The sequence below is a fragment of the Corynebacterium sp. HMSC14H10 genome (assembly GCF_001807105.1).
Taxonomy (GTDB): domain Bacteria; phylum Actinomycetota; class Actinomycetes; order Mycobacteriales; family Mycobacteriaceae; genus Corynebacterium; species Corynebacterium jeikeium_D.
The window spans coordinates 13,355-40,298 of the sequence record NZ_KV787449.1 but is presented as its reverse complement, the minus strand read 5'-3'; the positions used below and the strand labels follow the sequence as shown (position 1 = coordinate 40,298).

The 26,944-nt window shown below is 59.8% G+C and carries 23 protein-coding genes; 2 read left to right on the top strand and 21 right to left on the bottom strand.

All coding sequences use genetic code 11. The features are described 5' to 3' along the window. Positions 1-68: 68 nt before the first annotated feature. The 6 genes from HMPREF3135_RS09685 to lepA form a co-directional block, all read right to left on the bottom strand. Positions 69-1,034 (bottom strand): ADP-ribosylglycohydrolase family protein, encoded by a 966-nt coding sequence (locus HMPREF3135_RS09685; protein WP_083280651.1) that lies wholly within the window; start codon positions 1,032-1,034, stop codon positions 69-71. Between the two features lie 79 nt (positions 1,035-1,113). Beyond that, the gene (locus HMPREF3135_RS09680; protein WP_005511515.1) at positions 1,114-1,686 is read right to left on the bottom strand and encodes a histidine phosphatase family protein; all 573 of its coding nucleotides are present in this window, start codon (positions 1,684-1,686) and stop codon (positions 1,114-1,116) included. A 49-nt stretch (positions 1,687-1,735) separates the two neighbouring features. After that, a complete protein-coding gene (locus tag HMPREF3135_RS09675; protein WP_240593305.1) occupies positions 1,736-2,671 on the bottom strand; it encodes a hypothetical protein in 936 nt (311 codons plus the stop codon). Between the two features lie 128 nt (positions 2,672-2,799). Continuing rightward, the gene (locus HMPREF3135_RS09670) at positions 2,800-4,383 is read right to left on the bottom strand and encodes a cation:proton antiporter family protein (RefSeq protein WP_005511540.1); all 1,584 of its coding nucleotides are present in this window, start codon (positions 4,381-4,383) and stop codon (positions 2,800-2,802) included. Between the two features lie 91 nt (positions 4,384-4,474). Continuing rightward, positions 4,475-5,491, bottom strand: coding sequence for an ankyrin repeat domain-containing protein (locus HMPREF3135_RS09665; protein WP_038628151.1), 1,017 nt, complete (start codon positions 5,489-5,491; stop codon positions 4,475-4,477). Between the two features lie 12 nt (positions 5,492-5,503). Beyond that, the gene (lepA, locus tag HMPREF3135_RS09660; protein WP_070439405.1) at positions 5,504-7,351 is read right to left on the bottom strand and encodes a translation elongation factor 4; all 1,848 of its coding nucleotides are present in this window, start codon (positions 7,349-7,351) and stop codon (positions 5,504-5,506) included. A gap of 162 nt (positions 7,352-7,513) precedes the next feature. Here lepA and HMPREF3135_RS09655 point away from each other — a divergent pair, with 162 nt between their 5' ends. Together HMPREF3135_RS09655 and rpsT are read left to right on the top strand one after the other, a co-directional pair. Further along, complete coding sequence (locus HMPREF3135_RS09655; RefSeq protein ID WP_016422324.1) at positions 7,514-8,128, top strand: type II toxin-antitoxin system PemK/MazF family toxin; 615 nt, start codon at positions 7,514-7,516, stop codon at positions 8,126-8,128. Positions 8,129-8,399: 271 nt separating this feature from the next. Then, entirely contained in the window at positions 8,400-8,666 is a 267-nt protein-coding gene (gene rpsT / locus HMPREF3135_RS09650) for a 30S ribosomal protein S20 (protein ID WP_016422323.1), read from the top strand. A 291-nt stretch (positions 8,667-8,957) separates the two neighbouring features. Here the strand turns inward: rpsT and holA are convergent, their stop codons facing one another. The 15 genes from holA to HMPREF3135_RS09580 all read right to left on the bottom strand — a co-directional run bounded on the left by holA (position 8,958) and on the right by HMPREF3135_RS09580 (position 26,930). Further along, on the bottom strand, positions 8,958-10,016 hold the full coding sequence (gene holA / locus HMPREF3135_RS09645; RefSeq protein WP_083280650.1) for a DNA polymerase III subunit delta: 1,059 nt from the start codon (positions 10,014-10,016) through the stop codon (positions 8,958-8,960). After that, the gene (locus HMPREF3135_RS09640) at positions 10,013-11,989 is read right to left on the bottom strand and encodes a ComEC/Rec2 family competence protein (RefSeq protein WP_070439402.1); all 1,977 of its coding nucleotides are present in this window, start codon (positions 11,987-11,989) and stop codon (positions 10,013-10,015) included. Before HMPREF3135_RS09640 ends, holA begins: the two co-directional genes overlap by 4 nt. After that, positions 11,973-12,743 (bottom strand): ComEA family DNA-binding protein, encoded by a 771-nt coding sequence (locus tag HMPREF3135_RS09635; RefSeq protein ID WP_246818336.1) that lies wholly within the window; start codon positions 12,741-12,743, stop codon positions 11,973-11,975. The genes HMPREF3135_RS09640 and HMPREF3135_RS09635 overlap by 17 nt, the downstream gene beginning before the upstream one ends. Positions 12,744-12,869: 126 nt before the next feature. Further along, positions 12,870-14,213 (bottom strand): DegV family protein, encoded by a 1,344-nt coding sequence (locus tag HMPREF3135_RS09630; protein WP_070439396.1) that lies wholly within the window; start codon positions 14,211-14,213, stop codon positions 12,870-12,872. After that, entirely contained in the window at positions 14,203-14,910 is a 708-nt protein-coding gene (locus tag HMPREF3135_RS09625; RefSeq protein ID WP_049193921.1) for a histidine phosphatase family protein, read from the bottom strand. Before HMPREF3135_RS09625 ends, HMPREF3135_RS09630 begins: the two co-directional genes overlap by 11 nt. Positions 14,911-14,912: 2 nt before the next feature. Continuing rightward, positions 14,913-15,371, bottom strand: coding sequence for a ribosome silencing factor (gene rsfS, locus HMPREF3135_RS09620; RefSeq protein WP_005511538.1), 459 nt, complete (start codon positions 15,369-15,371; stop codon positions 14,913-14,915). 87 nt (positions 15,372-15,458) lie between these two features. Then, positions 15,459-16,214 (bottom strand): nicotinate-nucleotide adenylyltransferase, encoded by a 756-nt coding sequence (gene nadD, locus HMPREF3135_RS09615; RefSeq protein ID WP_070439393.1) that lies wholly within the window; start codon positions 16,212-16,214, stop codon positions 15,459-15,461. A 21-nt stretch (positions 16,215-16,235) separates the two neighbouring features. Then, on the bottom strand, positions 16,236-17,579 hold the full coding sequence (locus HMPREF3135_RS09610) for a glutamate-5-semialdehyde dehydrogenase (protein ID WP_246818335.1): 1,344 nt from the start codon (positions 17,577-17,579) through the stop codon (positions 16,236-16,238). Positions 17,580-17,593: 14 nt separating this feature from the next. Next, the gene (locus tag HMPREF3135_RS11415; RefSeq protein WP_016422316.1) at positions 17,594-17,746 is read right to left on the bottom strand and encodes a hypothetical protein; all 153 of its coding nucleotides are present in this window, start codon (positions 17,744-17,746) and stop codon (positions 17,594-17,596) included. Next, positions 17,747-18,460, bottom strand: coding sequence for a class E sortase (locus HMPREF3135_RS09605; protein WP_049171011.1), 714 nt, complete (start codon positions 18,458-18,460; stop codon positions 17,747-17,749). A gap of 175 nt (positions 18,461-18,635) precedes the next feature. Continuing rightward, entirely contained in the window at positions 18,636-19,982 is a 1,347-nt protein-coding gene (gene proB, locus HMPREF3135_RS09600) for a glutamate 5-kinase (protein WP_049171008.1), read from the bottom strand. A gap of 98 nt (positions 19,983-20,080) precedes the next feature. Continuing rightward, positions 20,081-21,595 (bottom strand): GTPase ObgE, encoded by a 1,515-nt coding sequence (gene obgE, locus HMPREF3135_RS09595; protein WP_049171005.1) that lies wholly within the window; start codon positions 21,593-21,595, stop codon positions 20,081-20,083. A gap of 256 nt (positions 21,596-21,851) precedes the next feature. Beyond that, positions 21,852-22,109, bottom strand: coding sequence for a 50S ribosomal protein L27 (gene rpmA / locus HMPREF3135_RS09590; protein ID WP_016422312.1), 258 nt, complete (start codon positions 22,107-22,109; stop codon positions 21,852-21,854). 40 nt (positions 22,110-22,149) lie between these two features. Next, positions 22,150-22,458 (bottom strand): 50S ribosomal protein L21, encoded by a 309-nt coding sequence (rplU, locus tag HMPREF3135_RS09585; protein WP_005511541.1) that lies wholly within the window; start codon positions 22,456-22,458, stop codon positions 22,150-22,152. A 383-nt stretch (positions 22,459-22,841) separates the two neighbouring features. Beyond that, the gene (locus HMPREF3135_RS09580) at positions 22,842-26,930 is read right to left on the bottom strand and encodes a translation initiation factor IF-2 N-terminal domain-containing protein (protein ID WP_070439387.1); all 4,089 of its coding nucleotides are present in this window, start codon (positions 26,928-26,930) and stop codon (positions 22,842-22,844) included. Positions 26,931-26,944 lie beyond the last annotated feature (14 nt).

Genomic DNA, 26,944 nt, shown 5'->3' with positions numbered 1-26,944 from the left:
AAGAAACGGCGTCAAGTGGAAAGAAATCTGACGATACGTCCACTCATTAGTGAGTGCGTCGCCGAATATTAGCTCTCCATGCCCACCAGTTTCTCCGCCAACTCCGCAACATCGTTTGGGTGATACTGCGCGGGCCGGTTTCGCTTCGGCGAGCAGGAATCAATGACATCCCGCCACCGCTGCGGAATGCCGGAGGCCCCAAAGACGCCACCGAGAAAAGCACCAACAATGGCCGCGTTAGTGTCGGTGTCGCCGCCACGGCCAATGACTCGGACCAGAGAGTCCTCAAAGGTCGTGGTTTTGTCTTCTACCCGGCGCAGTTCTTCATGCAGTGCCCACAGCGCAAAGCGCAGCCATCCCTGATGCACCGAGAAATCCGGCTCCCCGCTATCCACCACGGCACCGCTGGCCTGCCACTCGGTTTCCCACTGCGCGCGCTGGGAAGCCAGCCACTCCATCAGCGCACTCACGCCAATGCCGCGGCGCGGCTGGTGGAGGCCGCCGCTGATGACGTCGGCAAGCGCGGATGCGTAACGTGAATTGGCCTCTATGCACACTGGGTGCGGGTGCGTGATGGCGGCGTCCTTGCGGGCGAGTTCGCCAGCACGTGCGGGGTTGCGCCAGTACACGATAGCCAGCGGTGAGATACGCATGAGCGCGCCGTTAGCCTGGGAGTTCGGGTTCGGCGCGCGCCGGAGCAACGCTGCCGTGGTGGCCTCTCCGATGTCGAAAGCGTCGGAGTTTGCCCAGCGCACATAGGACTCGCGGACATCGGCGGCATCGTAGCCTTCGCAGCGCACCAGTGAGCGTGCCAGCGCCAGCGCCATTTCGGAGTCATCAGTGGGCTGGCCGGCGGCGGTGTTGTGGGTGCCGCCATCGGCAAGTTCACAGACACCGTGTGGGTAGCGCTGTGCAATCTCCTCGGCACTACAAAACTCCACTAGCGCGCCGAGGTTATCGCCGATGACCTGGCCATAGAGCACGCCGCGGGCACGGTCGACTACGCGGGCGAAAGCATCGGAATTGTGATTCACAGGCACCTCTTACAGAGCTTGACGGCGTTGGCGGCTTGAATGGCATCGGCGAATTCACCGAGACACCTGTACAACGCCGCTACAATCCCCGCGAGAGGTTCCAGCGCAGAACCGCAGGTCGGTCATGGTAGCGACCGAGCACGGACAGGGATGCGGTATTCAATGGGAAGGACTGGCCAAGTGCAATGGGCAGTTCCAACCAGGCTGTGGTGAGCGCACGCAGCGAGTGACCGTGGGCGAACAGAATCGCCTTGTCTTCGCCCGATTCACGCACCCTTTTCACCACTCGCTCAACTCGCTCACGGACTTCCTCCGCGGTTTCGCCATTGGGCACACCGTGAGTCCAAATCTGCCAATCGGGAACGGTCTTTTGCACTTCCTTCGAGGTAATCCCCTCGTAGTCGCCATAGAACCATTCCGCGAGATCCTCTTCGACCTCGAAGTCGTGGAACCCCGCCAATCGAGCGGTCTCCTGGGCGCGCTGACGGGGTGATGCCAGCACTAGCCCAAAGTCCTTCGGATCCAGCCAGCCGTTGAGGGCCTTGGCTTCTTCCCGACCGTTGTCAGTCAGCGGAAGATCAGTTACCGATGTGTGCTGCCCAGTGCGCGACCACTCAGTTTCACCGTGCCGCACGAGATATAAATCAGTCATAGTTCCAGCTTAGGCTTATTTGAAAATGCTGTTAGCCGCGGTAACCCTGCTAGCCCATCACGGGGTCACGGACTTCCAAGCCATGCTCCGGGTCCTCACACACCGTTACCGCTCCCAACTCCTCAGACCTCGCCGCCGTCGGAGAGCTACAGGTCCAGTCCCCTACTTGAGCGGTCAGGGTGTTGCCACCGCCCTCAGTGTCCTTGATTGCGTCGTACCGATCCAACACATCCATGGCCTCAGCGCAGGTCATCTCACCCTTGACCACTTCCGCCAGACGATGGCCCTCCATGGCACCGCACATCATCGGCCCCTGAACAAGTGCATCCGTGCCCTGACTGTAGCCCCTCGCCGGCTCACTCCCCTGGGCCATGAGTTCCTCGGCGGAATCGAAAACCTTGCCGGAGGTGCGAATATTCTTGTCCTTGCCTTCGATGGCAAAGGCCGCGTTATCCGACTGGCACACCAGCTTGTTCGCATCCGTCTTCGCACACGCAGCGGTGCCGAAGCTCGTCCATTGGCCGTCGTCAAGCTCTTCCTGAGCCGGCGGTACCCCTTCGACGAGCGTGTACGCGGCACCTGAAGTATTCAGCATGATTGCGCCCGGCGACTGTGGTGGGAACGGCGGAACCTCCACGTCGGGAATCGACGAATCAGCCTTACCGATGCACGTCACCGCGCCGTCTGAGTAGAAACACTCGCTCTTTTTCCCGTCTAGCGTGACGTAGAACGCCTTGATTCCGTTCTGGCTAAACCGCTGAACGTCAATTTTCTGGTAGGCGCTTTCATCAAATCCGATGCTGTCGACGCTTGTCCCCTTCGTCGGCGACGGCATCTTCGGATTATCGCCCTCGCTTGCCGACGTCGATTGCGACTGTACCTCACTCTGATCATTGTTGCTTTGTGATGCGGCGGCATCTTCGGAATCTGAAGATGAGCAGCCGACGAGAGTTCCGAGCATGACAACAGCAAGGCCCGCGGTCATCCGAAACATCGCACTGCGACTGGATCGAATAGGACTCGCGGGCATCTGGTTTTGGGTGACTGACATGAAATCAGCTTATCGCCGAACGAATCGGCTGGCTTGTTGTTTGCCGTATTTAACGGATGCGACTAAGACCGCTGCTTAAGCGTCTCCACTGCACGGTCGGCGAGCTCCTCGCCAGCACCGTCGTAGAGGTAGACGGCCATGTCGGCACCAACGTTGAGAAGCTGATCCTTAAACCTCTGCACCTTAGTGGTGGTAGCAACCACGGCTTCGGTGTCCTGCTTACGGATGTTCTGAATCATCGCGTAGGTCTCAGCGTGCTCAGACAGCGCCAACACGTACAGCGCTGGTTTCTTCTCCAACTCGATGTGGTGCCAGAGCTCTGGGTCTGTCACATCGCCTGGGATGACCTGGTAGCCCTGCTCGCGCAGCTCTTCGATGCGATCCTCGTCGAAATCAACACCGAAGACGTTCATGCCGTACTCGTTGACCAACCTGCCGTAGACACCAACGCCGACTCGCCCCATACCCATGATGAGAGCATCGGCGTTATCAATAATGACCTTTGCCTCTTCTGGCACCAGGCGGTCCTCTGGGGTTTCTGGGACGAACTTCTGCAGGAAGCTGACAATCTTGTCTTCGTGCGGGGCCATCAGCGAGCTGGCAATGAAGCTACCCGCCACGGCGACTGCCATAATCGAGGTCCATTCTTCCGGCAGAATGTCCTGTTGCGTCGCCGCCGCCATCACAATTAGGCCGAACTCCGAGTAGTTACTCAACGTCAGCCCCGCCAGCGCACTCGTGCGCAGCGACAGTCCCATGCGCTTGAGAATCCAGATGAAGATAGTGGCCTTGAACACCAGGAACAGCACCATAATCGCAGCGATGACGTAGCCGCCCGCGCTTGGCAGACCACCGAGACCAATCTCGATAAAGAACGCGACCAGCAGTAGCTCACGAATACTAATCAGTGCTTCCGACAGACGGTCAGAAATTGGGTGCGAAGACAGCAGAATACCGGCGACCAGGGACCCCAGCGAGCCAGAGAGCCCTGCCAGTTCGAAAGCCGAGTAAGAAGCCACTGCAATACCAATACCGGTGAGAACCAGCAGCTCAGTGCGGAACATGCGGTTGGGAAGCCGCGCCGCCAGCGGGCGAATGAAGAACAATAGTGGCAGCGCCAGCGCCCACAGCTCCGGGGTCTTACCCGACGATGCCACCAGCACGCCGACCGCAATGATGTCCTGCAGAATGAGTACACCAATCGCGATACGTCCGATGGCCGAAGCACCGCGGTTCTGCTCCTCCAAGTGGCTCATCACAAACACCGTCGACGAAAATGAAGTCGCGATGCCGATGTAAATTAGCGCGGTCACCGACAGCCCCGTGAGCTCACGCAGCGGCAAGAAACTGGCGACACCGAACAGCACGGCAAAAACTACCGTGTTTAAAAACGCGTGGCCAAGCCCCGAAAAGACCACTCGTGGCGCCACGATATCCTTCGGATTTAGCTTCAGACCGATTGTGAACAGCAAGGTGGTAACACCAAGCTCGGCCAGCGAATCAATGAACGGGATTTCCTCAAGCCCCATTGCATGAACGGCAAAACCGGCCCCAAGGAAACCAATCAGCGGCGGCAGCCGAAGCAACGACGCACCGAGTCCGCCGATAATCGAAAACAGTATTGCTGTTAGGTATACGGATTCCACCCATCAAAGATATCAGCTGACACTACCGATTGATGCAGTGGCTAACCATTAACAGATTTTTAACACCAAACCGGGGTTAGCTTCTTGGGAGTTAGCGCCGGTACGGGACCTCGCCCAACGCAATCGGCTGCGGGTGCTCTGTAACCCACTCGATTGTCGCCTCCGTCAGCGCATCAATGTCCGCCTCACCAGCTTTGCGCTGCTTTACGACGGCCATGGCATCCTCGGCGGCCCCAACCGTCTCCAGCCAGAAGTCGATCATCTTGGCATAGTCTTCGTCCCAGTTGACGTAGCCCATCTCCAGCGCTTCGTACCCGAGCCGGCCCACGATGCGGATAACTTCGCCCTGCACAGTCGCGGCTGGGCCACCACCCGGCACCAGGTAGTTCCAGAGGTATCGGAACTGGCCGTTGATCGACTTGTCTGCGGGGACAATAATGTCGCTGTGGCCGTCGTGAGGCGTGATTTCCTGCGGGCGGTCAGCACCGATGCGCTCATATAGTCGATCCATGACTGGCTGGTACTTGTCGCGCTGCTTGTCTGACAGGCGGTTGTAGCGGCGACCGAACTTAGTGAACTCTTCGCGAGCTTCGTCGTCGATTTCCGAACCCGCGTCCAGGAGCACCTCGATACTCGCTAGGACTCGACTGAGGGAATCGATATCGGCGGTAGCGACGGCCTCTTTGAACGCTGTCCGGCCGTGACCGAGGCGGTTCTCGCGGTGAAGGTCAGCGCCATTTTCCAACAGCAACGCAATGGCCTTGGGCTGATGGCTCTTCGCTGCCTGGAATAGAGGCCAGTGTTTGCCAGCTTCGATGTCAGCACCGCATTCGAGCAGGACTTTCATCTTGTCGGTATCGCCCCGGCTTGCGTGCTCTGCCAGGGCGGTTTTACCGAAGCGGTTCTCGGTGTTGACGTCGATTCCCTGGTCGATTAGCCAGCGCATGAGCTCCGGCGGGGTGCCACGGAGCGCTAGTGCAGTGTCCTTGCTGTATCCGAAAACTGCGTTGAGTGCGCAAGCGTCATAGACGGCCTTCAGCGCATCCATGTCACCGGCTTCGAGCAGCTCTTCGAAGTCCTCGACCAGTTTCTTCCGCTTCCGTGGCATGCAGTTTCCCCTCTACTTACCGCCTTCATCAGTGGACAGCGCAGCCACGAATGCCTCCTGTGGCACTGAGACCGAACCGATATTCTTCATACGCTTCTTACCGGCCTTCTGCTTCTCCAGCAGCTTGCGCTTACGGGAAATGTCACCGCCGTAGCACTTGGCAAGGACGTCCTTGCGCAGTGCACGAATGTTTTCACGGGCGATAATCTTCGAACCGATTGCAGCCTGAACCGGGACCTCGAACTGCTGGCGAGGAATCAGCTCGCGCAGCTTCTTGGTCATCTTGTTGCCGTACCACTGGGCGTTGTCGCGGTGGACGATAGCGGAGAAAGCATCGACGGCCTCTCCCTGCAGCAGGATGTCAACCTTGACCAGATCCGCAAGCTGCTCACCGGCATCTTCGTAGTTCAGCGAGGCATAACCCCTGGTACGGGACTTCAGCATGTCGAAGAAATCAAAGATAATCTCGCCCAGCGGCATCTTGTAACGCAGCTCCACGCGGTCTTCCGACAGGTAGTCCATACCGCCCATCTCGCCGCGCTTCTGCTGGCACAGCTCCATGGTGGGACCAACGAATTCACTCGGCACAACGATGGTGCACTTGACCATCGGCTCGTAAATCTCGCGGAGCTTGCCCTCCGGCCAGTCACTCGGATTGTGAACGGTGACCTCGGTGCCGTCCTCAGTGACAACGCGGTAGACAACGTTCGGGGCCGTCGAAATCAGATCCAGGTCAAACTCGCGCTCCAGTCGGGCGCGGGTGATCTCCATGTGCAGCAGCCCCAGGAAACCACCGCGGAAACCAAACCCGAGAGCCACCGAGGTCTCCGGTTCGAATGTCAACGAAGCGTCGTTAAGCTGGAGCTTTTCCAACGCATCGCGCAGGTCAGGATAGTCGGCCTGAGAAATTGGGAACAGCCCGGAGTAGACCATTGGCTTGGGCTCTTCGTAGCCTTCCAGCGGCTCCTCAGCCGGTGTGGCGTTCAGCGTGACGGTGTCACCGACCTTGGACTGACGGACATCCTTCACACCGGTGATGAGATAACCGACCTCGCCGACGCCAAGCCCCTTACACTTCTTCGGTTGCGGCGAAACAATGCCAATTTCCAGCAGCTCGTGCTTAGTGCCAGTGGACATCATCTGAATGACTTCACGCGGCTTGAGCTGACCATCAACAACACGGATGTAGGTGACCACACCGCGGTAGGTGTCGTAGACCGAGTCAAAAATCAGCGCACGGGCAGGTGCCTCCGGGTCGCCGACCGGTGCCGGGACGAGCTCACAGACTCGGTCGAGCATCTCCTCAACGCCCTCACCAGTCTTACCCGAAACACGCATGACATCTTCCGGTTCACAGCCGATGATGTGCGCAATTTCCTCCGCGTATTTATCCGGATCCGCGGCTGGAAGGTCAATCTTGTTCAGTACCGGGATGATTTCCAGGTCATTTTCCATGGCCAGGTACAGGTTGGCCAGTGTCTGCGCTTCGATGCCTTGAGCAGCGTCGACCAGCAGAATTGCGCCTTCACACGCCTCCAGCGCACGCGAGACTTCGTAGGTGAAGTCAACGTGACCCGGCGTATCAATCAGGTGCAGGACGATTTCTTCGCCTGCGTGCTTACCTGTGCGCGGAACCCACGGCAGGCGCACGTTCTGAGCCTTAATGGTAATGCCTCGTTCGCGCTCAATATCCATGTTGTCGAGGTACTGATCGCGCATGTCGCGCGCCTCGACAACACCCGAGAGCTGCAGAATTCGGTCCGCCAGGGTGGACTTACCGTGGTCAATGTGCGCAATGATGCAGAAATTTCGAATCCGTGAAGGGTCCGTAAAAGTCTGCTCCGCAAAATTCTTGGTCACGTTGGGTCTACTCCGAAAAATAAAGACGTTATGGGCATTGGGGCGCGGCGTTGGCCGACCCATATGCGCCGGCCTCGAAAACCGACCAGCCGGGCTTAAATACAATCACGCACAATCTTACCTATCGATTCCCTCCGCACTAAACCTCTAGACTTAGATTCCATGAGCTCCACTTCGTCCACCGATCAAAATGAACGCGAAAGCTGGCCGCGGCGCCTGCGTAATCGCATCAGCGCGCGTCTTTTCGCCGGTACCGAGTGGTTCCGCGGCCCCGACACACTCGATGAGGCGCTGTTTAAGCTCAACACGCAACTTGGGCTCGCTCAGGACACCTCGCTTTCCGACGAGTCCAAGGAGGCCCTACTTCGCCTGCGAGACCCGGTGACCATCGCGCGTCCAACCGCGGAGCTGGCCCGTACAATCGTCTACAGTCCCGACATGGATGGTCAGGCCGACCCCGGCGAAGTGGTATGGATTCCGCTGCAGCTCGAAGGTGAAAATGCCGCTTTGCGTGAGCGCGCTGTGGTCGTGGTTGGTCGCCACGACCAGTATCTTCTGGGCATGCTCATCTCCACCCGCACCGAGCACAGTGAGCACCCGGAGTGGCTATTTATTGGCAGCGGATTCTGGAATGAAGACCCCCAGCCATCGTGGGTTCGCATGGACCGCATCTTGCTCATCCCGGAATCGGGCATTCGCCGCGCAGGCGCAATGATGCCCCGCAGGCGCTTCGAGCTCATCGCCGCCCGACTTCGCGGTGACTATGGCTGGAATTAGCCGAAGCTGGAATTAGGCAGCGGCTGGTATTAGGCAGCGCTGTTTGCTAAGATTCTGCAAGTTGTTTACCGTTGCGTTCCTTTTCGGCGAGCGCGGGCAGGACCTTGGGTTCGCGTTTTCATCGTCGTATAAGCGCAGTGGGTGGTTTTAACTCGCTGGTTAATTAGTTTGACCAGCAGAGGTTCGACCCGAAATTTGCACTGTGATCAGGACTTTTCTTGGTGGCGGACGGTAGCAATTCCAACTACTACGGATACAAGAGGTATTCACGATGGCAAACATCAAGTCCCAGATCAAGCGCAACAAGACCAACGAGAAGGCTCGCCTGCGTAACCAGGCTATCCGCTCTGCAGTCCGCACCGAGATCCGCAAGTTCCAGGCTGCTGTTGAGGCTGGCGACAAGGCTGCTGCTGAGGCTCAGCTGCGCGTTGCTTCCCGCAAGCTGGACAAGGCTGTCACCAAGGGCGTCTTCCACCGCAACACTGCGGCTAACAAGAAGTCCGGTATGGCTAAGGCTTTCAACAAGCTGGAGGGCTAATTCCCCTTTCGGCGCTGTGCTGATTCTGCGCTGCGCTTGCGCCGTGCTAGCGCTGCTTTTGCCGCGCTTGTGCCGTGAAATTAACCGCTTCCTGCTATTTTCCGATTTCTTTTCGGATGTGGCGGGAGGCGGTTTTTATTATTTAACCCCAACGTGAGTTAGTGGCTGCGTTTATGGCTGGCGGCGGTGGGGCGATGCGAGTTACTGACTACGTTTATGACAAAAATGGCCTGAAAAATGGCTTGAAAGTGTCATAAACTCACACAGTTTCACATTTGCAGCCCGTAAATTTTAACGCCGATGGGACGAATGGGCCAGCTCCGCGATACGAAGCACCGACTGTTCCAGCGACAGCTCGGGAGTCGACGAGGCTCCCTTGGTGTCCGCATCCAGCTGTGCCGCAACAACCACAGCGCGAGCAACCGCCGGAGTTGACCAGGCCGAAGCCAACCGCTGAGTTTTCTCCAACTTCCACGGCGGCATGCCATAGCGGTGGGCATCCCTGCGAGCATTAACGCCACGTGCGCCGTGGAGCCGAGCTACATCACCGACCATTCCCGTGATTGCAGCCGACAGCAGTGCCGGTGCCATTCCCAGCTGCAAAGCACGGCGCATCTTCGCCAACGCTTCCCCACCCCGACCGCGCAGTGCGAGCTCGGCAATCTCAAAGCCCGAGACCTCCGCCGAAGCACCGTAGTAGGTGCGCACTGCTTCCGAGGTGACCTTGCCCGCGGTGTCTGCACAGAGCTGGGAAATAGCGGTGGCTAGTTCGCGGAGGTCTGAACCGACCGCATCCAGGACGGTATCGATGACGTCGCGACGCACCTTAACCCCGTGTGAGGCGAATTCTTCGCCAACAAAACCGGGCAAGTCGTTTCGCTTAAGCGGTTGAGCTTCGAAAAAGCGGACCCTCAACTTACGCAGGTCAGCGACCATCTTTTTCTGACGCCCCTCACCGCTGTGAAGGAGAATCAACGTGATGCCCGGCGCGGGATCCTTAACCGAATCCATCAACAGCTTGGCAGGCTCTTTGCCGGCGTCTTGGCAGTCGGTAACAACCACGATCCGGTCATCCCCAAACAATGAGGGGCTGAAGAGCTCCACCGCGTCAACAGTGGTCATGTCCCCTGCACGGATGGTGGTCACAGGCACCGAGCGTCCGCCCGGATCGGACTCCGTTGCTGCCTGCGCGCGGACGGCAGCGACAATGGCGAGGCGGGCGCGGTCTTTCAGCAGTTCCTCTTTGCCCACAATCAAATTCACGGGTGCGACGGCGCTCAATCCCGACCTCTTTTCCGCGTTGATTCCTGCGACTGTTGTTTCTAGCCTACGGGACAGCCCGGATTTCACCTTCCTCGCCAGACTTCGCCATTCGAATAGAGAGCTTGCGGCCCATCTCGCTGTGGGCACACCACAGGAATGTGCTCGGGTGTCATTACGGTTTCTCGCACGCGCGGACCACACTCGCGGGCGATAAACCACTGGGGTGAGCGGTGCGATTGGAGCGGTTGGCCGCTCACGGCTTCAGCGATATACGACGGGGATTCCACCACCACGGTTTCTGTCGTGGTGTTATCTGCGGCAGTATCCAGTACCTGGGTATGCCACGTCATTTGCTCGGTGAGTCTGAGCGCAATTCGGCACTGCCGGCTGAGCGGGGTCGGTGCAGGGTAACCAACCGATGCAACATGGTTGGCGGGTTCTCCGGCAGTACCCGCGTGAATGAGAACGATCTGGTTCTTCTCAGCGCAGGCTGCAAGCTTCCACCCCTGTGGGGCACGCGCAATGTCGAGGCCGAACACCCAAATAACGGCATAACTACCGGCTGCCAAGACAGCAGCGAAGGCCCCAGCGCGGAGCGCAAGACGGGGCCACGCCCAGAGCGCCGTCAAGCATGCGAACGTGAGCGTGCAGGAGATGACCAACGTGACCGTCCCAGTGGCGGGCGCGACGATTCCCGCAGCGAGGCGTGCGACCTGATGAATCCACCATGCGCACGGCGCGGCGCACCAGAGCAGCGCACTGACCAGCCAATTGAGATGCAGTGCGGCGGCAACGGCAGCGAGCGAACCAGCGATAGTAACCGGTGCGACGGCGGGCGTGGCGAGGAGATTGGCGAGCAGTGAGACGTGACTAATTTCGCCGATGAGAAGCGCCAATACGGGCATGGTGACCACGTGTGCGGCAATCGATACGGCGACGGCGCGGACTACTGGGGCGGGCCAGGTACCCATAACGGTGGTGGCGGACAGGCGTCTGGCAAGGGGCTCGGCAAGAAGGACTAACCCAGCGGTGGCTGCGACCGACAGGGCGAAGCCCACTGATACCGATAGGTCTGGTGCCAGGAGAATCAACCCAATAATGCCAGCCGATAGCGCCGCGATGGCTTGGCCAGCTCGTCCTACGAGAATCGCCAACAGCCCAATGCAACCGGTGACCACTGCGCGTAGCACTGACGGTTCTGTGCCCACAATTGCCACGAAGCCGTACAGGGCAAGTGCGGCGACTGCGACCCGCACCCGCGGCCCAGCCCACGAGAACACGGTTACAACAGCCCCGATAACAAGCGCAACGTTCGCTCCAGAGACTGCTGATAGATGTGAAAGCCCAGAGGCAGTCATCATGTCGCCGTCGTTGAGGCTAAAGCCGCGCTCATCGCCGATGGCCATGGCGGGAATCAGGCGGTCGGGACCAACGGGAAGATTCTGCGCCGAGTCAAAGAGCTGCTGGCGCACCTGAGCTGCCAGCCCCTGCGGTGGCGCGATGACCTCAATATCGCCGCGCAGATTCAGCTGGATACCACTAATGCAGGGTTTGCTGGCCACACGTATACCGGCTGTGGATTCAACTACGGCGTCTCTCGTGACCGCCAACAGTTGCTCGTCTCCGAAAACCGACACCTGCCCCGGAAGGCCCTCGATGCGGGCCTTCGCGCTGGCCCCGAACTCGGTAGCTTTCGGCTCGGTGACGAGGCGCAATTGCACTTTCGACATCCCGCCAATGTCGTCATAGAGCTCGTGGGCTCGGGCTTGCGCTATGCGGATTCGCGTGGCCACCGCAACACTGGCCACCGCCACAGCTGGCACCACGATAGTGACGATTGCTCGCCAGCCGGAGGTCACCGCACCTCTTCCCCATCGCCACGACCAACGCTGCCACGCCCACGGCAACACCACCGCAGTCACGATTGCGGTTGGTGCCACAACTATCGCCCATTCTGGGCGCATGATCACTGCCACCGCAGTCGCCCACGCCAACACCGCTGCTGGCACTAGCCGCACGTCGAGCCCAGCACGAGCGCGCAGGTCAGACGGTGGCGGCATCGCGCAGAGCCTCTACCTTAGCCGGGCCGATTCCCGGAACCTCCTCAAGTGCGTCGATACTCGCAAAAGGCCCGTTCTTTTCACGAAAGTCGATGATTTTGGTCGCCGTTGCGGGTCCAATTCCGGGCAATTCCTCCAGCTGCGTAGCAGTGGCGGTGTTGATGTTGATCTTTCCGTCAGAGCCACCCGGGCCAGCCCCGCCTGCAGCACCGGCGCCAGAACCGCCAGAAACATCGGAACCGCCCTCCGCCGTCCCTGCTGGCAGCGCCTCTGTCCCAACCACAATCTGTTGACCATCTACCAACGGTGCCGCCAGGTTCACGCTGGCAGGATTAGCCTCCGGCAAAAGCCCACCCGCACGCTCAATTGCCTCCACCACCCGCGCACCCACTGGCACCTCCACCACGCCTGGATTCACAACCAATCCCACCACCGACACAATCAACGGCCCCATCTGTGCCTGAGCGTTAGTCTCCTTTCCCGCACCGGCTGGCGTCTCCGCTGGGGTTTCGGTCGTCTCCGGTGTCGTCCCCGCGACAGCCGCGTCCTGCACCGCAGGCATCTCCACCTGCGGCGTCGACGGCCACACCACCGCAGCGATTACTCCCAAGGCCAACACCGCAATCACAAGGCACGCAGCCATCGCCACCCGCGGCGTCACCACCGCCCGGCGCGTGGAAAAGTCCACCGCCATGCGCTTGTCTTGATCAATCGGTTCCAGATAGTCCGCCAGCCGATTCCGCAAATTCGTCACGATGCGCACACTAGCGCCCCGCCCCACATGCCACCTCGACGAAAGCACTCATCGAGGCGCCATCTGTGGATAAAAATTGGCCTGTGGGGGTTATCCACAGGCCACATCATCTTCGCAGTTCAGCAACTACTTCTTCTTCTCGTCGCCGTCATCATCACGCTTGTTGCTTGACGACGACTCCCGCGATTTCTCCCCTTCGGTGCCAAATACAGCTCCCTCGGGATCGGACTTATCGCGCAGCGCCAAATCAGAGATAGCCTTCGCCAGACGCTCAGCTTTATCCAGAGCTGCTTGGCGATTCTCACTCCACGTTGGCAATTTAGAAACCGCCGTGGTGAAAAGCGGAATTCCCTGTTCATTAGTCACGACTGTGCGATGGATTCGTTTATTGCGGTTGCGACTGGCAGCCGGATTCTCAACTACTTTCACCGCAGCCTGGTCGGTGATTGGCTCACCTGGGTCCGTGGTGCCAGCGTTTTCAGCCGAACCATCCGTGTCAGCAGAGTCACCGGAATCGACTAAGTTCCCGGAATCGTGTTCCACCGTGTCCGCAGCCTCAGCATCAACAGCAGGCGCGTCACTCTCCTCCACGCTGTGGAGCAGCGCTGTCACGCCCATCTCTGTTTCAAAATCCATGGCATCCGAATCAATCGAGCCACCGGAGACCATGCCAACTGCATAGGCTCCCTGTCCGACATGAGCGGTAAGAGACTCCGGCAAATCGAGGATTCTAAACCGGGTATCGTCGGGTAGCTCTTCGGCAAGCATGGCCTGGAGCTCGTGAACGTCGTCAAGCGCGTCGGAATGATGCAGCAATACCGCAGGCGGACGGTTCGCCGATGACGCGGACCGCACCATCTTCGTGGCGAAATCCACCATGCGCTGCTTGACCTTCGCTTCTGTCCGGCACTTGGCGACGAGCGCCAGTGAGCCATCTTTGATGCCGACGATGGGCTTGATAGCGAGAGCCGTGGAAAGCATCGCTTGGCCCGCGGAGATGCGACCACCACGGCGCAGCGAATCAAGCTTTGGTACGAACAACCAGAGTCGATAGCGCTGCAGCACATCACGAGCAACATCGGCAACCTCATCACGACTGGCCCCGGCCCTCGCAGCCTTGGCCGCCGCGATGGCAGCGGCACCGACTCCGGCTCCGACTGTGTCGGTATCGATGACGGTCACACGGTCAAGCGCACCAGCAGCTGTGACAGCGTTAGACCAGGTCGCGGACATTCCCTTGCCAAGATGCAGGGCGACAACGCCAGCGTCAGAACCATCCTTGTTGGAGCGTTCCAGCGCACGCGCATATGCGGCGCACAACTTCAGTGGACTGACTGCCGACGTGGTGACGGCGTCTTCATTGATGTCATGGCCGATGGGAACCACGGTGATGTCGAGCTTGCGGGCAACCTCGGGCATCAGGCACGCGGTGTCATCAACAACAATGCGAACGCGACCGTCACCGGGCATGGCGGCCTCCTGAAGAATCAGAAACCTGCGACTCCCGCTCACGGACCTTCGCGTTAAAAGCATTCAGGTACCAGGAGGTCTCACCATTGACGCGCGTGCGCTGCTCCATTTCGACCCACGCAGTGTTGCCCAGGCCGTTGAACGTGCTGAAGTAGTCGCGCGGCATCTGCAGCAGGGCTGCGGTAGCGGCAGCAATGGCACCACCGTGGGATACGAGCACAAAGGTATCCAACTCCCAATCGGGGTTGGCCGCTAGCTCAGCAATGACCGCCAGCATTCGGTTGGAAACCTCAAAGCGGGTCTCGCCGCCCTTGGGTGCCCAGTTGAGATTATGGCGCCAGTGGTCACGCATACCGGGAAACGCGGAGTCAATCTCGTCGTAGGTGCGCTCTTGCCATTCACCGAGGTTGGTCTCACGCAGGCGCTTATCAAAACTCAACTCTGCACCGGTGGCCTCGGCTAGCGCGCGGGCGGTGTCGGCTGCCCGGGTCAGGTCAGAGGACACGATTTTTGTGATTCGCGGTTCAGCCTCCGCCAGGTACTGCGCCGCAGTACGGGCTTGCTCGCGACCAACGTCGGAAAGCTGCGTGTCCAGCTGTCCCTGAATGCGGCCGGTAGCGTTATACGAGGTCTGCCCGTGCCGCAGCATAATCAGGCGACGTCGAGCGGCAACATGTGCCTCGCGTGAGCCCGCCACAATTAAAACTCGTCCGTGTCCGGGTTTTCGGCAGCCAGCGGAATCTCGTCGATAGAACGAGCATTGCGGGCGGAATCTTCGCCGTCCTCGTTGCTCGGCTGCTCGATGCCCTCGACCTCGATGCGCGGGCAATCGCGCCACAGTCGATCCAGGCCGTAGAAGTCGCGTTCTTCACTGCGGAAGACATGCACGACAATGTCGCCGTAATCCAGCAGCGCCCAACGTCCCTCACGGACACCTTCGCGGCGAACCGGCTTTGCGCCGAGGTCACGCAGATCGTCCTCAATTTCGTCGACGATTGCGGCAACCAGACGCTCATTGTCAGCACTGACCAGGACGAATGCGTCCGTAATCACCACCGGGCCAGAGACATCGAGAACAACGACGTCCTCACCCTTTTTGCTATCGGCGGCCTTCGCCGCGGCGGTCGCCAGCTCAATGGCGCGTGGTTGTGCAGTCACGAAAGACTTCAGCTCCTTGTGATTAAAAGTCGTGAAAAACAGCGTTTGTACTTGTAACTTACCGTCTCAGCGGGATTTTGCTAACTTTCAGTCCACGGTATCGGACTTCGCATCCACCGATGCCGCATCCTCGGAGGTCGAGTTCACCGATGCGGGGCCCACAGAACCAACCGTGCCCTCAGCAGACTGGTACAGACCCCGCTTAGCGATGTACTGCACCACGCCATCCGGCACCAAGTACCAAACAGGGCGTCCTGCCTCCGCACGCTTTCGACAATCGGTAGAAGAAATAGCCATGGCGGGAATCTCGATGAGGTGCAACCGTGAAGCGTCGATTCCTTCCAGGTCCTCTGCCCGCAGGTGAACCCCTGGACGAGTGACACCGACGAACGTTGCTGCGTCGAACATCTCCTCCCAGTCCCGCCACGTCATAATCTTCTGCAGCGCATCGGCACCGGTAATGAAGAACAGATCCGCGTTGGGATAGATGACCTTCAAATCCCGCAGCGTATCGACGGTATAGGTCGCACCCGGCCGATCAATATCAACCCGCGAGACCGAAAACTGCGGGTTCGACGCAGTGGCAATGACCGTCATCAGGTAGCGGTCTTCGCTGTGAGAGACCTTCCGGCCGCGTTTTTGCCACGGTTCACCCGTGGGCACGAAAAGCACAAAGTCGAGGTCAAAACGGTCTGCCACTTCGCTCGCGGCAACCAGGTGACCATTGTGAATGGGGTCAAAAGTGCCACCCATTACGCCAATGCGCTGCCGGGGCGCTTCCGCCGACTTCGCTGTCAACGCGGCGTGTACTCGCGACCGCACACTTTTCTTGCGCTTAATCATGACTGGCACTTTACCCGGGCACTACGGACGAGTCTGTCCACGACCAGCCAGAACCCACTTGCTGCTGGTCAACTCCGGCAGCCCCATGGGCCCACGGGCGTGCAGCTTCTGGGTGGAAATACCAATCTCTGCGCCGAAACCGTACTGCTCACCATCGGTGAACGCAGTGGAGGTATTGACGCTGACAGCGGCAGCATCAACACGGTCGACGAACTCCTGGCACACGCCCCAGTCACGTGCAGAGATAGCTTCCGTGTGACCCGAGGAGTACTCAGTGATGTGATCCGTCGCGGCCACCACACCGTCGACAATGCGTGCGGCAATGTCTAGCGAAAGGTACTCATCCGACCAGTCTTCTTCCGTCGCAGGAATGACCTCACCGGTCCACCCAGAGGCCGCCAGATTATCGACATCGCCGTGGACCGCAATGCCCGCGTCGGCAAGCGCGTCCAAAATGCGGACCTGATCCTGCGCGGACAGCGCCGAGTCAATGAGAACCGTTTCAGTGGCGTTACAGACGCTCGGACGGCGGGTCTTGCCGTTAATCATCAGCGCAATCGCCTCGTCGATATCGGCGGAAGCATCGATGTAGATATGGCAGTTACCGGTACCGGTCTCAATGGTCGGCACCGTTGCCTTCGTCACGACGGCCTCAATCAGACCGGCACCGCCGCGCGGAATCACTACGTCAACCAGGCCGCGGGCAGTGATGAGATCCTGCACGGAATCGTGGGTCTCACACGGCAGCAGCTGAACAAGGTCCTCCGGTGCATCGTGGTTGGCCAGCACCTCACGCAAAACCGCGACCAGCTGCGTGTTGGAGTGGACGGCGGACTTGGAGCCACGCAGCAAGGCCACGTTGCCCGACTTCAGCGCCAGACCAAAGGCATCGACAGTAACGTTCGGGCGAGCCTCATAGACCATGCCCATCACGCCCAGCGGAACGCTGACCTGGGAAAGCTTAATGCCGTTAGGAAGAGTGCTTCCCCGCAGCACCTCGCCTACCGGATCCGGCAGGGCCGCAACCTGGCGCAGCCCACCGGCAATACCCTCAACACGATTGGCGTCAAGACGCAGGCGATCCAGCAGGGAGTCACTAAAACCACGGGCCTTACCGGCCTCGATGTCCTTGGCGTTGGCTACCAGAATCTCTTCAGTACGGGCGACCAGCGCATCTGCTGCGGCCAGCAGGAGCTCGTTCTTGCGTACCGACGTAAAGCGAGCCAGCTCTCCCGCGACAGCCTTGGCACGCTGTGCCTTATCTAAAACCTCGGCGCGCTCAGCAGCACGCTCCGGGCTAAGAGCCGAATCCTCGGCAATGCCCTGTTGAATGGTGTTAGCAGTTTCGTTCGTTTGAGCAGTCATGCCTACCAGCATAACTAGAGTGAGACATCATTTGAAGGAATTAGCTCAGCAACCCAAGGAAAGATGTAATTCATCAACAGCAGGAACACGATGACGGCAATCACGATGGTGATGATCGCTTTCACCCACCACGGACCCGGCAGGGATCGCCAAAAAGCTGCGTACATCTAGTTGACCTCCTTGGTCTCAACACCGGCGAGAACCGCGTGAATAATGAGCCGATGAGTGTTGTCCCACTGCGGATGGCAGGTAGTCAGCGTAAGTAGAGTCGCGTCACCGACCGGATTGAGGACATCGGCGCGGTCTGGAGTGACAATGTGCTGGCCGGGAATCTCGGGGACGTTAGTTCCTTCTGGCACGCAGTCGAAGCTTTCCCCTGCGCCAGCCATACCGTCGACCGGCAATACCTTGTAGCGGTAAATAGCATCACGCGTCTCTACGGTGATGTCATCGCACGTCTGCAGGCGGTCAATGTTGTCAAAGGGAGCTCCGTGGCCGTCACGATGGGCGGCATAAGAGCTGTTGCCCACCTGCCCCGGAAGGGCTGTGCTCGGATAATGGCCGGGGCCACCGCGCAAAACTTCCTGAGAGACACCTTCGAATACGACCAAATCGCTAAAACCGGCCTTAGGAGCGGAAATCATCGCCACCGCAGAGCCAGGCACCCAGGAGCCCTCAACAGCTGGCTCCGTGCCTTCTGGCGCCTGAGCTGCGGCCGATGCCGGTGCGGACCATGCCTGCTGCAGCTCATCACGAGCCTGCTGCTGAGCTTTCCCAGTTTCAAGACCAGACCAGTACAGCAGATAAAAGGCGAAGAGCGCCACCAGCACTCCAGCTGTCAAGAGCAACTCGCCGATGACGCCAATAATTTTCGATAACACACTTAGGATTATGCCCGAAAGTTCCTCATCCAGGCAGTCCGCGCTCAGGCGCTCCTCCCCCCAGCCAGTCCGCACTCAGCTAGTCCCCACTCAGCCGGTCTTTGCCGAGGCACCTCTGTCCGGGCGCGCCCAGGTGCGCGTCTTTAAGCGCTGCAGCTCTCAGCGCAACGCTCTCCTAAGCGCGGGAGGCGAAATCCGACAGGTAGTCGGCATGGACGACAGGCTTCTGCATGTCATTCGGCAATTCCTCGGTGTGGTAGCCGATCATGCCCAGCAATTCTTCAGAGTCATAGTTGACCTCGCCGCGTCCGATGACCTCACCGCTCGGGCCAATCAGGTCGACGATGTCACCAGCGGAGAACTCACCGTCAACCGAGGTGATACCGACCGGGAGCAGCGACTTGCGCATGCGGGTCACAGCGTCGACCGCGCCGGCATCCAGGCGAAGCAGGCCCGAGCTATCCGCTGCGTAGAGCATCCAGAACTTCCAGGCGCTCAAGCGGTTGTCCTTCGCGGCGAAAGCGGTTCCCACATCTGCCTGGTCCAGTGCTCGCTCAATGTTGGACGCCGAAGTCAGCAGCACCGGCACCCCAGCACGCGAAGCCAGGCGTGCGGCAGACACCTTCGAGGCCATTCCACCGGTGCCCAATGCCCCACCGTCACCGGCGATAACACCACGCAAGTCGTTACCGCTGCGCACCTCTGGCACAAAGGTTGCACCTGGATCGGCCGGGTTGCGGTCGTAGAGGCCGTCGACGTCGGAAAGCAGAATCAGTGCATCGCAGTACGCCAGGTGACTGACCAGGGCGGCCAGGCGGTCGTTGTCGCCGAAGCGGAACTCCGAGGTCGCGACCGTGTCATTTTCGTTGACAATTGGCACTGCACCCAGCTGGCGCAGGCGGTCGATAGTGCGCTGAGCGTTGCGGGCACGCGAACGCACACCTGCATCGTCCGAGGTCAAAAGCACCTGCGCAGAAGTGCGGCCATAGCGCAGGAAGGAGCGTCCCCACTCCTGTGCCAGGCGCACCTGCCCCACCGCTGCAGCCGCCTGCTTGGTCGCCAAATCAGTGGGACGCGAAGTCAGCCCCAGCGGCCCCATTCCGGATGCCACCGCGCCGGAGGACACGACAATGACATCGCTAAAGCCCATCCGCTTTTCCAGGGCATCGGCAATGAAGTCGATGCGTTCGGGATCGGTACGACCGTCAGATCCGGTCAACGAGGAAGAACCAATCTTCACCACGACACGCTTCGCGGTCCGAATTGCCTCACGAGTCTCGGAATCGAAACCGCCTTTGGTTCCCGGAGATAAATTCTCAGTCGCCTTTTCAATCTCAGCGACGGTGGACTCAGGATTGTTGTGAAGCAGCTCGTCGACCTCCTCACGGGAAATCGGCGCGTCCGATTCAGACTTCGGGGTAGCTACCGGGGCATCTAATGCATCTGCTCCAGTGACGTCAACATCGTTGGCAACGGTGTCGGAAGGGATAACTGACTCACTCATTTCACTAATGGAAAACATGACGGTCTAATGTAATTCTGACTATATAATTGTTTAAACAATTAATGGCAAAATGCAAGTTTGAAGTCTTCGCTTGCCGACGACGCTGGCGCCCGCGACTATGAGTACCGGTCGCGAATAGCCTCTTCGCCATCTCCGAAATCGTACTCGTCAATCAGACCACGGCGGGCCTGCGATGCACGCTTACGCTGCTCAGCGCTAGTGCGCTCGTTGACGTAGAGACGATCGTCGGTACCACGGCCACTCGGCACGAAGTCATCGGTGCCCGCGACCTGCTGCGGGTACCACTCGAAGGTGAGATAGGAAATCGTCACCGGGCAGCCAACCGTTGCCCCAGCCTTTGCCAGGGCATCTTCTACACCAAGCTTGGCCAGGCGGTCAGCCAAGTAGCCGACTGCCTCGTCGTTTTCGAAGTCCGTCTGGTTAATCCAGCGTTCCGGCTTACGGCCACGCACAATGAACCCATCTGGGGTATTCGGATCGCGCTCGATGGTGAAGTCCGCGCCTTCGCGCTTCTTGCCACGCACACCTTCCGGACGGATGACCGCACGGGGCTCCTGCTCTGTTGGCAACGGATGCGCCTTGCGGTAGGCGGCAATCTGATCCTTCAGGCCGTAGGTCAGCTCCTTGAGTCCCTCGTGCGTCACCGTAGAGATCTCATAAATCGGCCAGCGGAACTTCTCCAACTCCTCGCGCTGCATGTCAATCATCTCGCGAGCATCGGGCAGGTCAATCTTGTTCAGCACGATGACGCGCGGACGCTCTGCGAGGTCCCCAAGCCCCACGTCGGCCTTCAGCACCGACTGGTAGTTGGCGAGTTCCGCCTCCAACGCCTTGATGTCAGAGACCGGATCGCGGTCGCCCTCCAGCGCAGCAGCGTCCACCACATGCACCAGCACAGCACAGCGCTCAATGTGACGCAGGAAATCCAACCCAAGACCACGGCCTTCAGACGCCCCCGGGATAAGGCCCGGCACATCTGCGATGGTGAAGGACTCGTAGCCAACGTTGACCACACCCAGGTTCGGCTGCAGCGTGGTAAATGGGTAGTCACCAATCTTCGGCTTAGCAGCGCTCAAGGTGCTGACCAGCGAGGACTTTCCGGCTGACGGGAAGCCCACCAGTCCAACGTCTGCCATGGATTTGAGCTCCAAGACAAGATCCTTGGCCTCGCCAGGCTCACCGAGGAGAGCGAAGCCCGGCGCACGGCGGTTCTTGTTCGCCAGCGCTGCGTTGCCCAGGCCACCGTAACCGCCTTCAGCGGCGATGAAGCGGTCCCCCTTACCGGTCATGTCCGCCAGCACTTCCCCATCCTCGGTCATCACAACCGTGCCCTCCGGCACTCCGAGAACCAGGTCCTCGCCGCGAGCACCATTGCGGTGATCACCCGCGCCGGGCTTACCGTTGGCAGCCTTGATGTGGGGATGGAAGTGGAAGTCCATCAGAGTGTGAATCTGCGGGTCGACGACCAGCACAATGTCGCCACCGTGGCCACCGTTGCCGCCATCGGGCCCGCCGAGTGGCTTGAACTTTTCACGCAGCACCGAGTTACAGCCGTGACCACCGTCGCCGGCCTGCAAATGCAGTACGACACGATCTACAAAACGAGACATAAAATCACACACACTTCCGAGCGGAGAGCCATCTTCTAGTGCCTGGAGTAATGCCCTAATTTAAGCGAGCCGACGGGCAGAAGTCTAGGCGGTAACAAAACGCTGCCTCGCAACCTAAAAGCGCGAAACAGTAATAAACAACAAAAGAGCCGATTACCTTTCGCAGTGGGAAAGGAATCGGCTCTTCTGCAAGGCAGTTAAACCTGCCTCAAATTCAACGTTGCAGTAATCCTATGTGGACAACCGAGGGTTGTTCTTAGGAGTTATTCTCAACGATGCTGACAATGCGGCGGTTACGGCGGGTACCGAACTCGACTGCGCCTGCCTTCAGAGCGAAGAGAGTGTCGTCGCCGCCACGGCCAACGTTCTCACCCGGGTGGAACGAGGTACCGCGCTGACGAACGAGAATCTCGCCTGCCTTAACCTGCTGGCCGCCGAAGCGCTTCACGCCGAGGCGCTTAGCTTCGGAGTCGCGGCCGTTGCTGGTGCTGGATGCACCCTTCTTAGTAGCCATGATTTTCTCCTAGGGAAAAGCTAATTGGAATTTCGGCGGTTTACTTGGAGACGCCGGTAATCTTCAGAACAGTGAGCGGCTGACGGTGGCCGTAGCGGCGCTTGTAGCCAGTCTTGTTCTTGTAGTGCATGCCGCGGATCTTCGGGCCCTTAGCGGCCTCGACGATCTCTGCGTTAACGGTAACGTTGGCAAGCTTGTCGGCATCCGCAATGACATCTGCGCCATCGACGAGCAGAACCGGGGTGAGAGCCACGGACGAACCCGGCTCACCCTCGATCTTCTCGACCTTGACGAGGTCACCTTCGGCAACCTTGTACTGCTTGCCGCCGGTCTTGACGATCGCGTACATAGGAGGGCTACCCCTTTATCTGAGAAACTCGACTCAAGGAATCTTTGTAATTCCTTGACTGGACAATGGAATTGCGATTAGTTGCGTGTGCAGAACACTTCAGGGACATACCCGAAAGCCAAATCCGAGTAGATTTCCCCGCTCTGGCCGTTTCCTTACCACCAGCGCCTCAAGCACCAGTGGGCATGACCAGATACGCCTACTAATCAGCGACTGGTCAAGAGTAGCGAAAAATCCCCCTAAATTACAAACTGCCCGAGTAAGACCCTGTCCCCCATTGGTTTTCACGGTCTTCCCGGGCAGTTTCCGAAGCCACTTTCCACCCCCTGCTTTAGGGAACGGAAAACAGCCTTCTATCTGGTCTTACTCCAGGTTTCCAATACCTAGTTCTGGCCACTTCGGCGCACCGCACGACGCACGCGGCGACGACGATTGGCCGGTTTCGTCTCCGGCGCCGCAGCACCGCGATTAGCCTGCTTCTGCTCTGGCTTAGTAGCGCGGTTTGAAGCGCCCTGTCGCTGCTTCGGCGCAGTCGCTCCGGCATCGCTTTGCGACGAGACCCTGCGCACCGCCCGACGGCGATTACGGCGAGCTCCCGTGCCCTGGACCGCTACGACCTCAACCCGTGACTTGCCCGAGCGGCGTCCACCGCCACTGCGGTTGGCGCTGCGGTTGGTGCTGCGGTTGCTGTCATCGCGGTTGTCTTTCGCACGATCTCCGCCCTTGCTGCCTTCAGCGTCCGCCTTTGGCTTAGTGGACTCGAAGTCCTCGCGGCGCGGTGCGCGATCCGAGCGAGAGTTACCGCGCGTCGGACGACGACGGCGTGGAGAACGCTCGAACGCCTCCTTCGCCTCCTCATAGGTCTGGGACTCCTCGGCCACAGCCTTACCGGTCTTGTTAGTGTTGCCGCCCTTGCCATTCCTGGCTGGCTCCCTCACATCTGTGGTGGAAGCTGCCTGAGACCCAGCCTGAGGCGCAGTGGTTTCATCCACAGCAGTACGACGCACAGCGCGACGACGGCGATGTCGAGCGCTAGCGCTGCTGGAGCGTTCAGCGTCGCCACGGCCTCCACCGTTATCGGTGCGCTCGGCACGCTCAGCACGGGTCGGGCGCTCCGAACGCTTGCGACGATCACCATATTCTTCGTCGCGGTCATCAGCGTCGCGTGCAGCCGAATCAACGGCAACATGCTCCGCTACACGGCGACGCGTAGCCCGACGGCGGCGGCGCTGCCCCTCCTGCGGCATGTAACGGTCATCCGACGGCTCCTCTGGGTCCTTCTCACGGGCTTCCGCAACAGCTGCGGCAGCCAGAGCAGCCAGGTCATTGGAGTTCTCCGATTGCTCAGTACGCTCGCGGCGCTCCTGACGGCCACGGCCGTTCTGTCGCTGCTCATCGTTTCGGCCCTGGCTCTTACGAACCCGGCGACGACGCGGCGGCTTCGGCTCATCGTTCTCAGAAGAGACGATGACAGCTTCGACAGCAGCTGCAACTCGCTTGTCGGCTGCGTCTTTATCGCGCTGGTTGGTCTCCGCGTCGTCGTCACGCGTTGCCTTGGAAGTGCCGGCCTGGTCGCCCTGATCGCGGTGCATGGCGAGCGCGGCCGGGTGGTTGGCCGGATTGTGCTCCGAGCGCGACTTGTTGCGGCGCTTGGACTTGTCCTGCTCGTCGTTGCGACGGCCATTCTTGTGGCCACGGCCCTGATTGTCCTGCTCAACCGGATCGATGTGGATAATCAGACCGCGGCCATTGCAGCAGCTACACGGCGTGGAGAAGGTCTCCAGCAGGCCTGTGCCCAGACGCTTGCGAGTCATCTGGACGAGGCCGAGCGAGGTGACCTCGGAGACCTCGTGACGCGAGCGGTCGCGGCCCAGGGCCTCCTTCAGACGGCGCAGCACCAAGTCCTGGTTTTCCGGCAGCACCATGTCGATAAAATCGACGACAATCATGCCGCCCAGATCGCGCAGACGCATCTGGCGGACGATTTCCTCAGCGGCCTCCAGGTTGTTGCGAGTGACCGTCTCTTCCAGGTTTCCGCCAGCGCCGGTGAACTTACCGGTGTTGACGTCGATGACCGTCATGGCCTCGGTGCGGTCGATGACCAGCGTGCCGCCCGAAGGCAGCCAGACCTTGCGGTCGAGTGCCTTGGCCAGCTGCTCATCGATGCGGAAGTGCTCGAAGACATCAGCGCCGCCGTGCTCCTTGGCGAAGTAGCGCTGCAGTCGCGGCTCCAGCTCTGGTGCCAGGTCGCCGATGTAGTCCGTCACTGTGTTCCACGGGCGATCGCCCTCCACCACGAGACGCGAGAAGTCCTCGTTGAAGACGTCGCGGACGACCTTGACCAGCATGTCTGGCTCTTCGTACAGCGCAATCGGCTTTGCTCCACGCTTCGCCTTCGCTGCCTCGGAGGCTTCCCAGATCTCCTGCCACTGCGACTCCAAGCGCTTGATGTCGGCCTCGATGGCCTCCTTGGACACACCCTCGGCTGCGGTACGGATAATCGTGCCCGAGCCCTCCGGCGTAACCTCGCTCAGAATCGACTTCAGGCGCTTGCGCTCCGGCTCCGGCAGCTTGCGGGAAATACCCGCGCTCCGGCCGCCCGGCACGTACACCAGGAATCGACCAGCCATCGAAATGTGGGTGGTCAGACGCGCACCCTTGTGACCAATCGGGTCCTTGGACACCTGGACCAAAATCTGGTCGCCGGCCTTCAGCGCATGTTCAATCTTGCGCGAACGCGACTTCGTGCCCAGCAGCTTCCAGTTCAGGTCACCTACGTAAATGACACCGTTGCGGTCGGTTCCGATATCGATGAACGCCGCTTCCATGCTGGGCAGGACGTTCTGCACGCGACCGAGGTAGATATTGCCGATCTGCGTGGTCTGCGTGTCAGAGGTAACGAAGTGCTCGACCAGCAGGTCATCTTCCAGCACACCCACCTCAGTGACAATGCCCGCGTGGTCATGGCGCTTGCGCTCACGCACCACCATCGTGCGCTCCACCGACTCACGACGAGCCAGGAATTCCGCCTCCGAGATTACATGGCGCTTGCGCGATTCCTCACGACGCTCGATACGGCGACGTCGCTGCGCCTCCAGGCGAGTCGATCCCTTAATCGCCTGCGGTTCCTCGACCTCTTCGCCGGTTTCCTCTTCCTCGCGCTCTGTGTTTTCGGTGGTCTTCTCCGCCTGTTGCGCGTCATCATTACGACGCCCACGTCCACGACGGCGACGACGCGGGCGCGGCTGACGCTCCGTTTCGCTTGACGACGAGCCGTCCTGCCCCTCCCCCGCGTTGTCATCGGTGCCCTGGTTGGAGGCACCGCTGTCAGCCGAAGCAGCATCCTCGGTGGCCGAATCCTTGGCCGAGGCCGGAACAGCCTGCGGCGCCAGGAAGATAGGCGCAAACGCGGTCTGCTCTTCCGCAACCGGCGGCTCCGGGACTACCGGCGGCTCGATGTCCTGCAGGGCTTCGCTCTGAGTTGCCTGCGTATCCTGCGGCTCTTGCGTTTTCTGCGGCTCTTGCGCTTCCTGAATTTCCTCTGCTGCTGGAGCGCTGGTCGTGCGGACCGCACGGCGAACTCGGCGACCACGACGTGTGGTCACTGCAGCGCTCTTTGCAGCAGGTGCTTCGGCGGAAGCTTCCTCAGCGAAGGTTTTCTCAGCGGTCTCGGCTACGGTGTCGGCAGCCTTCTTATCGGAAGCACTCTTATCTGCAGCCTTCTTCGACGACGACTGAACTACAGCCTCAACAGCTTCCTCGACGACCGAGTTCGAGTCCTTCTGCTCGTCCTTCGCAGCGGTTTCTTCCGGAGCGCCAGCGGTCTTCTTCACAGCCCGCTTACGCGTTGCTCGCTTCTTAGTCGTGCTCTTCTTCTCTGCGCTCTGCTTCTCTTCAGCCTGCTTCTCTGCGCTCTGGTTTGCCGAGGATTTCTTAGCCGAGGACTTCTTGGTGTCCTTCTTCTCGGTCACTTCCTCGGCAGGCGCTGCGTCCGACTCCGCTTCGCTCTGAGCTGCCTTCTGGTCGGCCTTCTTTTCTGCCTTCGGCGCAGCCTTCTTTGTGTCCTTCTTCGCAGCCGACTTCTTGCCGCTCTTCTTCGCAGCTGGCTTCTTCTCGGACTTAGCTGCAGTTTGCTCGTCCGACTTCTCATCTGCCGCGTTCGGCTTACCTGCCGACTGTTTTTCCTTCGCGGCTGGCTTTTCGCCGGTTGGCTTGGTCGCAGCGGATCCGTCGTCAAGCGAGGCATCCTCTGGATGATCACCGATGAAATTCAGCACTGCGTCGAGCTGATTTTGATTAATGGTGGACGCAGCGGACTTTACGACGATCCCCGCGTGCCCCAGTGCTTCGATGGTTTCCTTCGAGGTCAACCCCAAGCTCTTGGCCAGGTGGTGGACTCGGGTTTTCAGAGCCGCTGACTCACGATCAAATTCGCGTGCCTTAGCGACAACATCCTGGCTGAAATTTGCCACTGTATTTGTTTCTC

Excerpts from the sequence above, each read along its gene's own strand:
- HMPREF3135_RS09680 (WP_005511515.1), bottom strand. The coding sequence starts at position 1,686 with ATGACTGATTTATATCTCGTGCGGCACGGTGAAACTGAGTGGTCGCGC.
- HMPREF3135_RS09675 (WP_240593305.1), bottom strand. The coding sequence starts at position 2,671 with ATGACCGCGGGCCTTGCTGTTGTCATGCTCGGAACTCTCGTCGGCTGC.
- HMPREF3135_RS09665 (WP_038628151.1), bottom strand. The coding sequence starts at position 5,491 with ATGCCACGGAAGCGGAAGAAACTGGTCGAGGACTTCGAAGAGCTGCTC.
- HMPREF3135_RS09655 (WP_016422324.1), top strand. The coding sequence starts at position 7,514 with ATGAGCTCCACTTCGTCCACCGATCAAAATGAACGCGAAAGCTGGCCG.
- rpsT (WP_016422323.1), top strand. The coding sequence starts at position 8,400 with ATGGCAAACATCAAGTCCCAGATCAAGCGCAACAAGACCAACGAGAAG.
- HMPREF3135_RS09640 (WP_070439402.1), bottom strand. The coding sequence starts at position 11,989 with ATGCCGCCACCGTCTGACCTGCGCGCTCGTGCTGGGCTCGACGTGCGG.
- HMPREF3135_RS09630 (WP_070439396.1), bottom strand. The coding sequence starts at position 14,213 with ATGCCCGGTGACGGTCGCGTTCGCATTGTTGTTGATGACACCGCGTGC.
- nadD (WP_070439393.1), bottom strand. The coding sequence starts at position 16,214 with ATGATTAAGCGCAAGAAAAGTGTGCGGTCGCGAGTACACGCCGCGTTG.
- HMPREF3135_RS09610 (WP_246818335.1), bottom strand. The coding sequence starts at position 17,579 with ATGACTGCTCAAACGAACGAAACTGCTAACACCATTCAACAGGGCATT.
- HMPREF3135_RS11415 (WP_016422316.1), bottom strand. The coding sequence starts at position 17,746 with ATGTACGCAGCTTTTTGGCGATCCCTGCCGGGTCCGTGGTGGGTGAAA.
- proB (WP_049171008.1), bottom strand. The coding sequence starts at position 19,982 with ATGTTTTCCATTAGTGAAATGAGTGAGTCAGTTATCCCTTCCGACACC.
- obgE (WP_049171005.1), bottom strand. The coding sequence starts at position 21,595 with ATGTCTCGTTTTGTAGATCGTGTCGTACTGCATTTGCAGGCCGGCGAC.
- rpmA (WP_016422312.1), bottom strand. The coding sequence starts at position 22,109 with ATGGCTACTAAGAAGGGTGCATCCAGCACCAGCAACGGCCGCGACTCC.
- rplU (WP_005511541.1), bottom strand. The coding sequence starts at position 22,458 with ATGTACGCGATCGTCAAGACCGGCGGCAAGCAGTACAAGGTTGCCGAA.